This window comes from Flagellimonas sp. (assembly GCF_965601775.1).
In the GTDB taxonomy this organism is placed as follows: domain Bacteria; phylum Bacteroidota; class Bacteroidia; order Flavobacteriales; family Flavobacteriaceae; genus Flagellimonas.
This window is the reverse complement of record NZ_OZ271837.1, coordinates 927281-940384: the sequence shown is the minus strand read 5'-3', so window position 1 is coordinate 940384 and position 13104 is coordinate 927281. Positions and strand designations below refer to the sequence as shown.

16 protein-coding genes are annotated in these 13104 nt (G+C 40.1%); 9 read left to right on the top strand and 7 right to left on the bottom strand.

Translation table 11 applies throughout. From position 1 onward, the window contains the following. The first annotated feature begins 1 nt into the window (after position 1). From ACSLUF_RS04530 to ACSLUF_RS04510, 5 genes are all read left to right on the top strand, one after another. Complete coding sequence (locus ACSLUF_RS04530) at positions 2-655, top strand: hypothetical protein (protein WP_435624944.1); 654 nt, start codon at positions 2-4, stop codon at positions 653-655. Between the two features lie 2 nt (positions 656-657). Further along, positions 658-1839 (top strand): gliding motility-associated C-terminal domain-containing protein, encoded by a 1182-nt coding sequence (locus ACSLUF_RS04525; protein WP_435624943.1) that lies wholly within the window; start codon positions 658-660, stop codon positions 1837-1839. 71 nt (positions 1840-1910) lie between these two features. Beyond that, positions 1911-2648 (top strand): M15 family metallopeptidase, encoded by a 738-nt coding sequence (locus tag ACSLUF_RS04520; RefSeq protein ID WP_435624942.1) that lies wholly within the window; start codon positions 1911-1913, stop codon positions 2646-2648. Positions 2649-2688: 40 nt separating this feature from the next. After that, positions 2689-3453, top strand: a complete 765-nt coding sequence (locus ACSLUF_RS04515) for a M48 family metalloprotease (protein WP_435624941.1) — start codon at positions 2689-2691, stop codon at positions 3451-3453. A 115-nt stretch (positions 3454-3568) separates the two neighbouring features. Next, a complete protein-coding gene (locus tag ACSLUF_RS04510; protein ID WP_435624940.1) occupies positions 3569-3736 on the top strand; it encodes a DUF6747 family protein in 168 nt (55 codons plus the stop codon). Positions 3737-3829: 93 nt separating this feature from the next. On the opposite strand, the gene ACSLUF_RS04505 is transcribed toward ACSLUF_RS04510, so the two are convergent. Then, positions 3830-4216: an ankyrin repeat domain-containing protein gene (locus ACSLUF_RS04505; protein ID WP_435624939.1), complete on the bottom strand. Its 387-nt coding sequence runs from the start codon at positions 4214-4216 to the stop codon at positions 3830-3832. Positions 4217-4424: 208 nt separating this feature from the next. Between ACSLUF_RS04505 and gpmI the strand changes: the two genes are divergently transcribed. The 4 genes from gpmI to ACSLUF_RS04485 all read left to right on the top strand — a co-directional run bounded on the left by gpmI (position 4425) and on the right by ACSLUF_RS04485 (position 8047). Then, positions 4425-5945 carry a 2,3-bisphosphoglycerate-independent phosphoglycerate mutase gene (gpmI, locus tag ACSLUF_RS04500; RefSeq protein ID WP_435624938.1) on the top strand — a complete coding sequence of 507 codons (1521 nt, stop codon included), beginning with the start codon at positions 4425-4427 and terminating at the stop codon, positions 5943-5945. A 35-nt stretch (positions 5946-5980) separates the two neighbouring features. Next, entirely contained in the window at positions 5981-6799 is an 819-nt protein-coding gene (gene map / locus ACSLUF_RS04495) for a type I methionyl aminopeptidase (RefSeq protein WP_435624937.1), read from the top strand. An 80-nt stretch (positions 6800-6879) separates the two neighbouring features. Next, positions 6880-7257, top strand: a complete 378-nt coding sequence (locus ACSLUF_RS04490; RefSeq protein WP_435624936.1) for a GxxExxY protein — start codon at positions 6880-6882, stop codon at positions 7255-7257. Between the two features lie 25 nt (positions 7258-7282). Beyond that, positions 7283-8047: a class I SAM-dependent methyltransferase gene (locus tag ACSLUF_RS04485; protein WP_435624935.1), complete on the top strand. Its 765-nt coding sequence runs from the start codon at positions 7283-7285 to the stop codon at positions 8045-8047. 2 nt (positions 8048-8049) lie between these two features. Here ACSLUF_RS04485 and ACSLUF_RS04480 read toward each other — a convergent pair whose 3' ends face one another. The 6 genes from ACSLUF_RS04480 to ACSLUF_RS04455 all read right to left on the bottom strand — a co-directional run bounded on the left by ACSLUF_RS04480 (position 8050) and on the right by ACSLUF_RS04455 (position 13104). Continuing rightward, complete coding sequence (locus ACSLUF_RS04480; protein ID WP_435624934.1) at positions 8050-9057, bottom strand: FAD:protein FMN transferase; 1008 nt, start codon at positions 9055-9057, stop codon at positions 8050-8052. Continuing rightward, positions 9057-9419 carry a Na(+)-translocating NADH-quinone reductase subunit F gene (locus ACSLUF_RS04475; protein WP_435624933.1) on the bottom strand — a complete coding sequence of 121 codons (363 nt, stop codon included), beginning with the start codon at positions 9417-9419 and terminating at the stop codon, positions 9057-9059. The genes ACSLUF_RS04480 and ACSLUF_RS04475 overlap by 1 nt, the downstream gene beginning before the upstream one ends. A gap of 23 nt (positions 9420-9442) precedes the next feature. Continuing rightward, complete coding sequence (locus ACSLUF_RS04470) at positions 9443-10303, bottom strand: DUF4846 domain-containing protein (RefSeq protein WP_435624932.1); 861 nt, start codon at positions 10301-10303, stop codon at positions 9443-9445. 88 nt (positions 10304-10391) lie between these two features. Next, complete coding sequence (gene nqrF, locus ACSLUF_RS04465) at positions 10392-11699, bottom strand: NADH:ubiquinone reductase (Na(+)-transporting) subunit F (RefSeq protein WP_435624931.1); 1308 nt, start codon at positions 11697-11699, stop codon at positions 10392-10394. Positions 11700-11701: 2 nt separating this feature from the next. After that, a complete protein-coding gene (gene nqrE, locus ACSLUF_RS04460) occupies positions 11702-12445 on the bottom strand; it encodes an NADH:ubiquinone reductase (Na(+)-transporting) subunit E (protein WP_435624930.1) in 744 nt (247 codons plus the stop codon). Between the two features lie 11 nt (positions 12446-12456). Continuing rightward, complete coding sequence (locus ACSLUF_RS04455; RefSeq protein ID WP_435624929.1) at positions 12457-13104, bottom strand: NADH:ubiquinone reductase (Na(+)-transporting) subunit D; 648 nt, start codon at positions 13102-13104, stop codon at positions 12457-12459.

The window sequence follows — 13104 nt, the reverse complement described above, 5'->3', positions numbered from 1 at the left end:
TATGAACTTTAGAAAAATTCTTTTTTACCTTTTATTACTCTCAGCACCTCTATTAAGGGGGCAAGTCACTGCAGGTGATTTGGTGGGCATCCATAATGTTACCACTACTGAAATGAATGCCATTTCAAATCCTATTGAAGGGTCATTGGTTTATAATACGACAACGCGTAGCATTCACTTTTACAGCAATACCAGTTGGGTCGAAGTACCTAATATTTCCAATAGTTATGTGGGGACTTTTCAAATAACGGGTACTGGAATTCAGAATGTAAACGGTGTTCCCTTCGAACCCAGCTACGTTACTTTTGCCGCATATGCCAACGTGGAAAGCTTTATTTTGAATTCAGATAATGCCGTGCGTAATAACGAGAGGGGAATTGCGAATTCCTTCGGTTCCATGACGGGATTTGCACGAAATGACGCCAGCAGTATTACGCAACAGGTGATTTATGTTGGTGGACATGGAAACTCCATTAACGATATTTCTCGTTTTGCGTCCAACTCCCATTGTATAGGTTTGAGATATGGAAATCAAAATGGAGACAATCTAGGAGTTACTTCGGCAACGGTAACTCGTTTTAATTCAGATGGCTTCACCTTAAACACAGATAGTTTTGCTGATGGTATTGTTGTTATTTATCAGGCGTTTAGATAAAAATGAGTACGATAAAAAACATAGCACAAATTGCGTCAATCTGCATAATCTTGGTTTGCAGTTTTTCCGCTAAGGCTCAACAAGCCTTTCACAACTTTGGTTTCTTACAATTTCATTCCGAAGCCTCAGTGGGGTTTCACTTGGACCTCATTGATGACGGATTCTTTGTGAACAACAGAGGATTAACTGGTTTTTATAGTGATGGTCGATTGACTGTTTCGGGTACTTCAAATCCTGTTTTCAATGATATAGAAATCTTTGTAGACAATGGTTTGCAACTAGATACTTGGGTCGGAGTGACCAACAATGCCAACTTTATTGTAGGAAATGTTTTAACCTCCAAATCCACACTGGACAATTATCTCAATTTTGTCAACGACGCTTTCTTTACGGGAACGGGTGATGAAAACCATGTAAATGGATACGTAGGGGCTAGCAACAAATCAATGATTACATTTCCCGTTGGAGATGGGATTCGAATTCGGCATCTTACCTTGACTTCCAATGATATCAACAGCTTGGCGCGTTGTGCCTATTTTTTTGAAGACCCCAACGCCCCTATTTCCTTCATTGGAAATTTCAATACGGATATTACCGCTACTGATGACCTTCAAATCAGTAATTTCGAATTTTGGCGTTTGGATGGAAGTGAATCGTCTGTGGTTACCTTAACTTGGGATGACCAAAGCAATACTTCGCTCTTTGCGGAAAGCACCGATAATTTGTTGGTGGTTGGCTGGAATAGGGAAAACAGTCAATGGGAAAGCTTAGGAAACTCTGGAGTGAACGGTAATATGAACAACGGGAGCATAACATCGAACACCTTCTTGCCCAGTGATTACGAAATCATAACTCTAGGTGGAACTGACGAGCTCTTGGAACCTTTTTCGGTCTTGGAACTTGATAACTATTTTCTCACCCCGAATGGAGATGGCGTCAACGATTTTCTTTTGATAGATGGTATCGAAACAGTACCCAATAATATTCTTAACATATATAACCGCTACGGTGTATTGGTGTATTCTAAATTGAACTATGCCAACGAATTCAATGGTCGTTCTAACCGAAATGCTGTAATCAGCAGGAGTTCTGGATTATCAGCAGGAGTATATTTTTATGTGCTAACGGTAAACGATACCCGACAAAAATTTCAAGGGTACCTCTATATTTCAGATTCCCAATAGCGCATATTGTTACGGAGCTTGGGCAAGACTTAAAAATACTTCTTAACTTGCCGTAAACTCGTCAATCACTTATGAAAAGAAGGTCATTTGTTAAAAGAACGGCTGCGGCCACTGCTGCTTTGTCCTTTCCTTTTACACTTCCTGCTAGCCAAAGAAATACCGAATATTCCATTCTTGAATTGATGGGTAAAGAAGATATTCCATTATTCGGCAAAGACATTAATCTAAGAGAAGAAGCCCATGATGCCTTTGTAAAAATGAAAAAAGCAGCGTATCAAGCTGGTTTTGACATTAAAATGGTTTCAAGTTATAGGGATTTCTACCGACAAGAAGGTATATGGGAGAGAAAATATCTTCGCTATACAGAAGATGAAGGAATGGCACCGTTGGATGCGATTGACAAAATCATCGAATACTCCACAATACCTGGAACAAGTCGACATCATTGGGGCACGGATATCGATATAATTGATGGCTACCCAAAAACCAAGGGTGGTGTATTAGTTCCTGAAAAATTTGAAAGTGGAGGCCCTTTTGAAGGTTTAAAAAAATGGTTGGACGAGAATTCAGAAAGTTTTGGTTTTTACTTGGTGTATACCAATGAACCCAAAAGAAGAGGTTTTAAATATGAACCTTGGCATTACAGTTATGCCCCCATTTCCATTCCCATGCTCACCGCTTTCAGGAAAAAGAACATCGTTAAACTTCTTCAAAATGAGGAATTTATAGGTTCCGAACATTTTACACTTGGTTTTCTAAAATCCTATATCAGGGACAACATTTTGGACATCAACCCCGAATTGTTATAGCCCTTTTTTTGTATCTTCCAGCTACTATAACACTAACGCAATGAGAAGAGGAAGTTGGAAAATCAGGATACTTATTGGTTTGGCCATTGTTGTCTTCGCCTTTATCCAGCGCTGTAGCAATCAAGAGGAAAATCCATATACCGGACGGATTCAAAATATAAACATGTCTGCGGAACAAGAAATTGCCATAGGTCTGCAGAGCGCTCCTGAAATGGCACAACAACACGGCGGTTTATATCCTGATGCCCGTATGCAAGCTTTAGTTGATGCTGTTGGACAGCGATTGGTTGAAAATAGCATTGCTAGGGAGACACCTTATGAATTTGACTTTCATTTGTTGGCCGATGACAGAACCATCAATGCTTTTGCGCTTCCAGGAGGTCAATGTTTTATCACATATGCCCTTTTTTCACAGCTAAACGAATCCCAATTAGCGGGAGTTTTGGGCCATGAAATTGGGCATGTTATTGGAAGACACTCGGCAGAACGTATAGCGGAAAGCAGTTTCTGGCAGACCCTGACCATGGGCGCCAGTGTAGGTGGGGATATGGGTGAATTGGTAAGCGGCATTGGGCAGAACACACTACTTAAGAATGGAAGGGGTGATGAATTGGAAAGTGATGAACTTGGTGTGCTTTTAATGATTCAATCGGGATATGACCCTTATGAACTGATTGAGGTAATGCAAATACTAAAAGCTGCTGCTGGACCTAACCGTGTGCCGGAGTTTCAAAGTACGCATCCAGACCCTGAAAATCGAATTGAAAAAATAAAAGAGGCCATTAAAAAATATTCAGGTCGATAGAATCCGCTCATTCATCGATTAAAAAATACGGTTATTTAGTTTTCATTACCTTTGAGTGATTCCCAAATCAATTACTTGTTTCTTCACCCCTTGTGCTACCCTAATACGAGAGCAAATGGGAACACTATTACACTTTAAATCGCTTTATCAAGAAGCCTTCGATGATTGCAGACCCAGTTATCTGGTTTTGTTTTTGAAAGCGTATTCTGTTTTTTGCGCCGTTTTATTGGCCATGGCAGTTTATGCCTTTTTGTACAGAGTTTTTACTGGCTTTGAGTTTTAAGAGAACTACTCTTTTACAAGGACACTATACATTTGAAAGAAAAAGCCCTTGCGATTTGCAAGGGCTTTTTGTACTGGATGAATAAACTCCTTTCTATTTTTTCACAGCAGCATTTAATACCTCCAACGCCTCCATGGCTCCTGAAAGTTCGGCATATTTGATTGCCGTATATCCTTTGTCACATCTTTTCTTGAGATTGGCACCATTTGCCAAAAGAATTTCAGCAATTTCCGCTCGATTGTAACGAGCTGCATAGTGTAATGGAGTCATTCCCAAAGATTTTCTGTTTACATCTTCTCCAAGGTCAATTAATTTCTTCACAGTATCGATGTCACCTTTAACGATTGCCATACAAAAAGAATTTACCTCCAAGGAGATAGCAGTTTCTACTTCTACAACTGGAGTAGAATTGTCATTTGCACTTACGCCGGCTATCAATAAAAGACACGCAGCGGTCACTGTTAGGATTGTTTTTTTCATGATGAATAATTTTTGATTATGAATAAGTTTTATAACATGATAGACTCCATCTATCGGGGAATGTTACACGATTAACACTTATATAACTTAACTTTAACAAAATCTCAGCTTTTGAAGCAAAAAAATATGAATTTCGCAAAGGTAAAACCCCTTAAAATACTAGGGCATCCAATGAAATCACGCTATTTTTGAAATTCAAGCAATCAGTATGGACAAGAAAGTCATTCTTATGATTTTGGATGGATGGGGAAAATCCCCGGACCCAAAAGTTTCGGCAATTGAGCAAGCCAATACCCCTTTTATTGATTCTCTGTATGATAAGTATCCTAATGCGAACCTTCTTACGGATGGGATGCATGTTGGGCTTCCCGAAGGTCAAATGGGAAACAGTGAGGTGGGCCATATGAACTTGGGAGCGGGACGAATTGTTTATCAAGACTTGGCAAAAATCAATAAAGCCGTAAAAGAAGATACTATTAAGAATGAAAAAGTATTGGAAAATGCTTTTGACTATGCCAGTGAAAAGTCAAAAAACATACACTTTTTGGGATTGGTTAGTGATGGTGGTGTCCATAGCCATATCGACCATTTGAAAGCTTTGATTTCGGCTTTTGAAGTCCACACAGGTTCAGGTAAGGCCTTTGTCCATGCCTTTACAGATGGTAGGGACGTTGACCCAAAAAGTGGAAAAGCGTTTTTAGAGGATTTGGTTGATTTCTGTAAGGGTAAAAAAACCAAGGTCGCCTCCGTAATCGGCAGGTATTATGCCATGGATAGGGATAAGCGCTGGGAACGAGTGAAAAAAGCATACGATTTAGTTGTTCATGGAGAAGGTAAACCCAGTTCCAATATTGGGCTAACTATGCAGGAGAGTTATGACAATGGGATAACGGATGAATTCATTGAGCCTATTTTTGCTGTGGATGAAACTGGACAGCACGTCACAAAGATAACTAATGGAGACGTCGTGATTTTCTTCAATTTTAGGACCGATCGTGGTAGAGAACTAACGCAAGTTTTAAGCCAAGAGGATTTTCCAGAATATGGAATGCAGAAGCTAAATCTTCATTATGTTACCATGACCAACTATGACGATTCCTTTGAAGGAATCCATGTGGTATATGACAAGGGAAATATCCAAGAAACTTTAGGGGAGGTTTTAGCTAATGCCAATAAAAAACAAATCCGAATAGCTGAAACTGAAAAGTATCCTCATGTCACCTTCTTTTTTAATGGGGGTCGAGAAGAACCTTTTGAAGGTGAAAGCCGAATTTTATGCCCCTCTCCTAAAGTGGCAACCTATGACCTAAAACCTGAAATGAGCGCTTTTGATATTCGCGATGCCATTGTCCCTGAACTACATAAGGGAGAGGCTGATTTTGTTTGCCTCAACTTTGCCAATCCAGATATGGTTGGGCATACTGGAATTATGGAAGCAGCGGTCAAGGCTTGTGAAACTGTGGATACCTGTACCAAAGATGTAATCACAGCTGGTTTGGAAAATGGGTATACCACAATAGTCATAGCCGACCATGGCAATTGTGACACCATGGTAAACCCGGATGGCAGTCCCAATACCGCGCATACCACAAATCCGGTACCCTTGATTATTGTTGACCCGGAGATTACGTCTGTGAAAGATGGGGTCCTTGGTGATATTGCCCCTACCATTCTTTCACTTTTGGGGGTTGAAAAGCCTGAACTTATGACCCAGGCATCTTTGGTCTAGGTTACTTTTGTACCGTTTCGATTATCTTTGCAGGCATGATAAAAATCAAAACTGCTGAGCAAATTGAGTTGATGCGAGAAAGTGCGCTTGTAGTATCCCGTACCTTGGGCATGATTGCTTCGGAAATCAAACCTGGAGCAAATCCCCTGAAATTGGATAAACTCGCCGAAGACTTCATCCGTGAACAGGGTGCAGAGCCCGGTTTTTTGGGTATGTATGATTTTCCCAATACGCTGAATTGGAGTCCAAATGCTCAAGTAGTTCATGGAATTCCGAATAATGAAACCCTAAAGGAAGGAGATGTTATTTCTGTTGACTGTGGTGCGCTTAAAAACGGGTTTTACGGAGATCATGCCTATACATTTGAAGTGGGCGAAGTTGCCCAGAAGACCAAAAAATTACTGAGGGTTACCAAAGAATCTCTTTATGTAGGTATCCGGGAATTCAAATTGGGGAACCGCGTAGGAGATGTGGCCTATGCCATACAAAACCATTGCGAAGCCCATGGTTATGGTGTCGTTAGGGAATTGGTGGGTCATGGTCTAGGAACCGATTTGCATGAAGACCCACAGATGCCCAACTATGGTAAAAGAGGTCGAGGCAAAAAGTTCGTGGAAGGTATGGTCGTTGCCATTGAGCCAATGATTAACATGGGAACGCGAAGAATAAAGCAATTGGATGATGGTTGGACAATCCTAACCGCAGATGGAAAACCCAGTGCTCACTTTGAACATGATGTAGCCATTGTGGATGGAAAACCTGAATTACTTTCGACCTTTCAATACATTTATGAAGCTTTGGGCATAGAAAGCAATGAAGAGGAAGAATTTCGGTCAAAAAAATTAGTGCTCTAGCTAGTATCTAAATTGACACTAATTTCACCAATTAAATTTTATTTTAAACATAATTTTTCAGCCTCTAAAAACATATTTATATGGATAGAGAGGTTATTTACAAGCACGAATCCTATTTCGTAATTGGTCTTTGTATGGATGTACATAATCAATTAGGCAGAGGATTTAGCGAAGCGGTTTATGCAGACGCATTGGAAGTGGAGCTTAAATCGAATGGTGTCCCCTATCAAAGAGAAGTAAAATTCAATGTCGAATATAAAGGTGAAAGATTAAAGCATTATTATTTTGCTGATTTTGTTATTGAGAACAAAATCATTCTGGAGTTAAAAGCTATAGAAAAGTTAGCAAGTGGTCACATCAAACAAACTTTAAATTATTTGGCCGCTTCAAAAATTAAGTTAGGTTTACTTGTTAACTTTGGCGAAGATAGCCTAGCCTATAGAAGGGTTGTGCTATAATTATTAGTGACAATTCGTGTAATTCGTGTCGGACGTTTTCAAGTTTTTTCTGAACCTCATTCCCAGACCGTGGCTTATTAAATTGAGTTATTGGGTTAGGCCGCTAGTTGCTTTTTTCATGCGAGGAAATACCTATACGGACCCTATTGATGGAAGGTCTTTTCGGCGTTTTTTGCCCTATGGGTATGAGAGTCCGAGGGAAAATGTCCTCTCCCCCTCTACGCTCTCCTTGGAAAGACATCGCTTACTCTGGCTTTTTTTGAAAAACAAAACGGATTTCTTTACTAAAAAACATCATCTCTTACATTTCGCACCAGAACAAGCTTTTTATAAAAGATTCAAGCAACTGGAAAACATTGAGTACACCACCACCGACCTCAACTCACCTCTTGCTGATGTAAAAGCAGATATATGCAACCTTCCCTTCGCGGACAGTTCCTATGACGTGATTTTATGCAATCATGTTCTAGAGCATATCCCAAATGACACCAAAGCAATGCAAGAACTACATCGAGTTATGAAACCTGGTGGTTGGGGTGTTTTTCAGATTCCCCAAGATTTGAACCGAGAAACCACATTTGAAGATGATAGCATAACCGATAGGAAGGAGCGTGCCAAGATTTTTGGCCAATATGACCACGTTCGAGTATACGGTAGAGATTATTTTGATAAGCTAAGAAGTATTGGTTTTCATGTCAAAGAAGTAGACCTTACCGCCCAACTTTCTGAAAGTGATGTAGAAAAATATCGGTTGGCAAAAGGGGAAATAATCCCAGTCGTATTCAAATAATCTTATTGAGAAACAAGTGCCTCGAATCCAGGAGTCATATATTCTTTAGTCGCTCCTTCATCATTTAAGTATATGATGTATACTTCGGGACCTCCCAATATGTTGGATATCAAAAGTAACTGTCGGGTATCATCTAAATCCATGGCCATAAACGCGGTGGCAAACGCATCTGCTTCAGCACAGGTTTTTGCGACCACACTAGTGGCCAATACCTTGGAATTTTTGGTAAACCCTGTCTTTGGATTAATAGTATGCACAAATTTTTCCCCAGTATCAGGGTCAACGCGAAACTTGCGATAGTTTCCGGATGAGGCCATAGCCCGATCTTTTAACCGAATTATACGTTTCAATCTTCGTTGGTTTTCAGCTTGGGGATCATCAATACCAACGGTCCACTCTTTGGCAGAAATACTATTAATCCCTCGGGCCAAAACTTCTCCCCCAACCTCTACCAAGTAATTTTGAATTCCCTTGGAATCCAACATCGCACCCAATCTATCAATAGCATAACCCTTGGCCACGGCATTAAAATCAAAATAAATTTCCTTTCTCTCTTTTAAAATAGTGTTTTGGTCTGTTAATTCAACCTTCTCAAAACCCACATACTGCAATAAGCTATCCACACGGGTGCTATCCAGTTGCATCTGTTTACCTGGACCAAATCCCCACGCATTCACCAAAACCCCCACTGTAGGGTCAAAATAGCTGTTAGAAACATCATGAATCCGTTTTGATAATTCAAAAACCTCACGAAACATGGAATCAACTACTATGGTTGAGTCACCCTTATTGATCTTTGAAATATCTGAATTTGGGATATATGTGGACATGGATTGATTTACCACTTGAAAAACAGAGTCAATCTCTCTCTGAAAATCTACTTGATTATCAGCTATATAAATTATGGAATACGTAGTGCCAAGTGCGTTTCCAACACTTTGATTCTTAACTAAGTCTTGTTCACACCCCAAAAAAGAGATGATGCAAAGTATTACTAGAACTTTCCTCACTATTTTATCTCAATTAATCCTTGATATTCCACTATATATTCCTCATTTAAGTAAACCGGCAGATTCTGGTCCGAAGCATTCGACAAACCAACACCGGCAAAATAGGTACGAGCTTCAAACTTATCGGCATGTTTTTTTACCTTCTGCATCAAAGTCTCGTCATAAATTCTAGGGTTCTCAGGAAAGGCTACATTGCGAACCACAATAAAATGTAGTATTTTTTCCTTTAAACACACATATTGAGGGTCTTTTTTGGGTTTACTGTTGATGCCCATGAACTCAAAACCATCGGCTTCCAATTGCCTTCCCACAATGTTCATGGCCAAGTTATGAAGTTCTTGTTCAGTAAGCGGTTTTCCCATAGTGTAAAATTACGGCATAAATGTTATTTGAAGCGGACAAACTTTGAACTCTGAAACGTATAATTCGACACTGGAATAACTACATCTTTTTCCAGTTTATACCATGGGGATATTAATGGTTCCTCAAGATTTTTAACCAAGTGAACATTTTGTGCAGGAGTGTTTCCTTGAAACAGCAGATATAATTTTTCCCCATTCGCATGTACCACCTCATCACAGATCATTACAATATGTCCCGGGCTTCCGCCCTTTATTAACATATCCCCTATTTTTAAGTCTTGAGCATCTTCGATACGAGGCAGTTCATGATATAGTGAAAGCGTTCCAGCGTAGGTATAAATCAGGTTCAAATATCTATAAAAGTTTTCCTGGGAAGCATCGATTCCAGCCGTTTTATGAAAACTCACGCTATTTCCTTCAATTTCTGGTCGATAACCTGCTGCGTATTTTTCCCATGAACAATAATGCCCACTGGTGAAATTAAACCCTATTTCATCTTGTCTATTCGATTCCCACAGGTATTCACTTCGCACACGAATCAAAGCATCAGCACATTGTTGAAGTCCATTTTCAGGAACCGGAATCTCCAGAATACCAATATGACCCTGTTGCCAAAAATATGTAGACCCATCATAGTTTATAATCTTGCTTCCGTAAGGTTTCAGTTTGTAATTCCGTAAATATTCTTCAAAAGACCCAGGTGGATAGGCGACTCGCTTATAACCTGTAGGCAAATTAACCCTAGATACAATCGTTAGACTGTCTTCGTCGATTAAATCTGATTCAGAGACAAGGGCCGTTACCGCATGCTCCACAGGCTTTGCTTGGTACAACAGGATTCCAACTATAGAAATCACGATTACTAATAATACAATTTTCTTCAAGTCACTTTGAATAAAAAAACCGATGCATAGGCATCGGTTGATTATACTGTTAATTTATTAAACGCTTAGGAAGCGATACCATGGAGTTTTATCCCCCAAAATCGTCAAAACGAATATTCTCATCTGGAATACCGAAATCCTCACCCATTTTTTGCACCGCTTTGTTCATCAATGGCGGACCACAGAAGTACAATTCAATATCCTCGGGCGCTTCATGATGATCCAAATAGTTATCTATAACACAGTTATGGATGAATCCAACAAAACCATCTCCTTCAGCGTCAATATCTTTCTTTACTTTCCAATTATCCTCTTCCAAAGGTTCAGAAAGTGCCATATAGAACTTGAAATTCGGGAAATTCCGTTCCAGCTCCCTAAAGTGCTCTATATAGAAAAGCTCACGCTTTGAACGTCCTCCATACCAGTAGGTAACTTTTCGATTTGTTTTTAGCGTCTTAAATAAGTGATAGAGGTGTGAACGCATTGGCGCCATACCTGCCCCACCACCGACATACAACATTTCAGCCTCAGACTCATTGATAAAGAATTCACCAAATGGTCCTGAAATCGTCACAGGGTCTCCAGGCTTTAATCCAAAAATATACGAAGAAGCAACACCTGGATTGACGTCCATCCAACCATTCTTCGACCGGTCCCATGGTGGTGTGGCAATACGCACGTTCAACATAATTTCGCGACCTTCTGCTGGATAGGAAGCCATGGAATACGCACGCTCCACAGTCTCCGTATTTTTCATCACCAAAGGCCAAAGCCCGAACTTATCCCATTCTGCCTGGAACTTATCCGGAGTTTCATGCTCATCTGGATGGGCTGTGATATCCATATCGGAATATTTCACCTCGCAAGGTGGTATCTCAATTTGGATATACCCACCTGCTTTATAGTTCATTTCCTCTGGAATTTCCACAACAAATTCCTTGATAAACGAAGCAACATTATAATTACGGACCACCTTAGCATCCCATTTCTTAATTCCGAAGACTTCCTCAGGAATGGTGATTTCCATATCCTGCTTAACCTTTACTTGACAGGCCAACCTAGCACCATGTTGCAATTCCTTTCTGGAAAAATGAGGAGTTTCCGTAGGCAGTGCCTCACCACCACCTGAGAGTACATGGCATTCACACTGTATGCAGGTACCCCCACCTCCACAAGCTGAAGGCAAAAACACTTTTTGGTTACCTAGTGTCGACAACAAAGTACCTCCTGAAGCTACTTCAATTTTCTTTTCCCCATTAATGGTCAAGGTAACTGGACCTGAAGGTGAAAGTTTTTCCTTGGTAAACAGCAATAGGGCCACCAAGAGTAACAACAAAATAAGAAACGCTACAACCGTGATCAAAATAGTACCTCCCGTACTTGTGGCTAAAATCATCTTTATTTGTTTTGAACTTCGTTATAGGAAACTGCTTTTTCTTCGTCTTCAATTTCCTTGTTTATTTCTTTTTCTTCAATCGTTTTTTCAACAGTGGTATTGCTGGTACCTTCGGGTGGCTCGTTATCGCCGGTCAACATACCTCCAAAACTCTGGAATCCGATACCCATCAACCCTGTTATAATAAAGGTGATTCCCAACCCACGTAGTGGTGGTGGTACATTGGAATATCTGATTTTTTCTCGAATGGCCGCAATCGCCAGAATTGCCAAAAACCATCCTATTCCTGAACTGACTCCATAGTTGAGAGCCAATCCAAGACTGGGAATTTCTCTCGCTTGCATAAACAAAGAACCTCCAAGGATAGCACAGTTTACCGCTATCAATGGCAGGAAAATACCCAATGAATTGTAAAGCGCTGGAGAAAATTTCTCCACTACAATCTCCACCAGTTGTACCATGGTCGCAATGGTTGCAATAAACATGATAAACGAGAGGAAACTCAAATTATAATCAGCATATTCAGGTCCCAACCAAGCCAATGCACCATCTCTTAATAGATATTGGTCCAGAAGCCAGTTAAGGGGAACGGTTACTGCCAAAACGAAAATTACGGCAGCACCCAATCCCACTGCTGTAGATACTTTCTTGGATACGGCCAGATAGGAACACATTCCCAAGAAGACCGCAAAAACCATATTGTCAATGAAGATGGACTTAAAAAATAACTCTAAATGCTCTAACATGTTTCCTTATTTTATGCTTCTTCAATTAATGCTTTGTTTCGTGTACGTTGTACCCAGATAATGATACCTACAACAATCAAGGCAGCTGGAGGTATAATCATAAATCCGTTGTTTTCATAACCTATGGAATACAAACCTGTTTTGGCAATAGGGTCTCCTAAAACAGGAATACCAAATAAGGTTCCAGAACCCAACAGTTCTCTAAAGAACCCGATAATCACCAAAATAACTCCATAACCTAGGGCATTTCCTATTCCGTCCAGAAAAGACCTCCATACTCCATTTCCAAGGGCAAAGGCTTCAAAACGCCCCATAATGATACAGTTCGTGATAATCAGTCCGACAAAAACGGATAGCGTTTTACTCAGTTCGTAGGCAAAAGCCTTTAAAACTTGGTCCACCACAATCACCAAGGTTGCAACCACGATTAATTGGGCAATAATCCGGATTTTTGAAGGAATTACATTTCGCAAAAGAGAAATGACAATATTTCCAATTCCCATCACAAAGATTACGGAAATTGCCATCACCAATGACGCCTTTAATTCGGCGGTAATTGCCAAAGCAGAACATATTCCAAGTACCTGAATGGTAATTGGATTATTATCCGCTAAGGGGTCCAATATAAGATTTGCATCTTTTTTTGAGAGTAATGCCAT

Coding starts and splice junctions, on each gene's coding strand:
- ACSLUF_RS04520 (WP_435624942.1), top strand. CDS start 1,911: ATGAAAAGAAGGTCATTTGTTAAAAGAACGGCTGCGGCCACTGCTGCT.
- gpmI (WP_435624938.1), top strand. CDS start 4,425: ATGGACAAGAAAGTCATTCTTATGATTTTGGATGGATGGGGAAAATCC.
- ACSLUF_RS04525 (WP_435624943.1), top strand. CDS start 658: ATGAGTACGATAAAAAACATAGCACAAATTGCGTCAATCTGCATAATC.
- map (WP_435624937.1), top strand. CDS start 5,981: ATGATAAAAATCAAAACTGCTGAGCAAATTGAGTTGATGCGAGAAAGT.
- ACSLUF_RS04490 (WP_435624936.1), top strand. CDS start 6,880: ATGGATAGAGAGGTTATTTACAAGCACGAATCCTATTTCGTAATTGGT.
- ACSLUF_RS04505 (WP_435624939.1), bottom strand. CDS start 4,216: ATGAAAAAAACAATCCTAACAGTGACCGCTGCGTGTCTTTTATTGATA.
- nqrE (WP_435624930.1), bottom strand. CDS start 12,445: ATGTTAGAGCATTTAGAGTTATTTTTTAAGTCCATCTTCATTGACAAT.
- ACSLUF_RS04475 (WP_435624933.1), bottom strand. CDS start 9,419: ATGGGAAAACCGCTTACTGAACAAGAACTTCATAACTTGGCCATGAAC.
- nqrF (WP_435624931.1), bottom strand. CDS start 11,699: ATGATTTTAGCCACAAGTACGGGAGGTACTATTTTGATCACGGTTGTA.
- ACSLUF_RS04515 (WP_435624941.1), top strand. CDS start 2,689: ATGAGAAGAGGAAGTTGGAAAATCAGGATACTTATTGGTTTGGCCATT.
- ACSLUF_RS04530 (WP_435624944.1), top strand. CDS start 2: ATGAACTTTAGAAAAATTCTTTTTTACCTTTTATTACTCTCAGCACCT.
- ACSLUF_RS04455 (WP_435624929.1), bottom strand. CDS start 13,104: ATGGCATTACTCTCAAAAAAAGATGCAAATCTTATATTGGACCCCTTA.
- ACSLUF_RS04510 (WP_435624940.1), top strand. CDS start 3,569: ATGGGAACACTATTACACTTTAAATCGCTTTATCAAGAAGCCTTCGAT.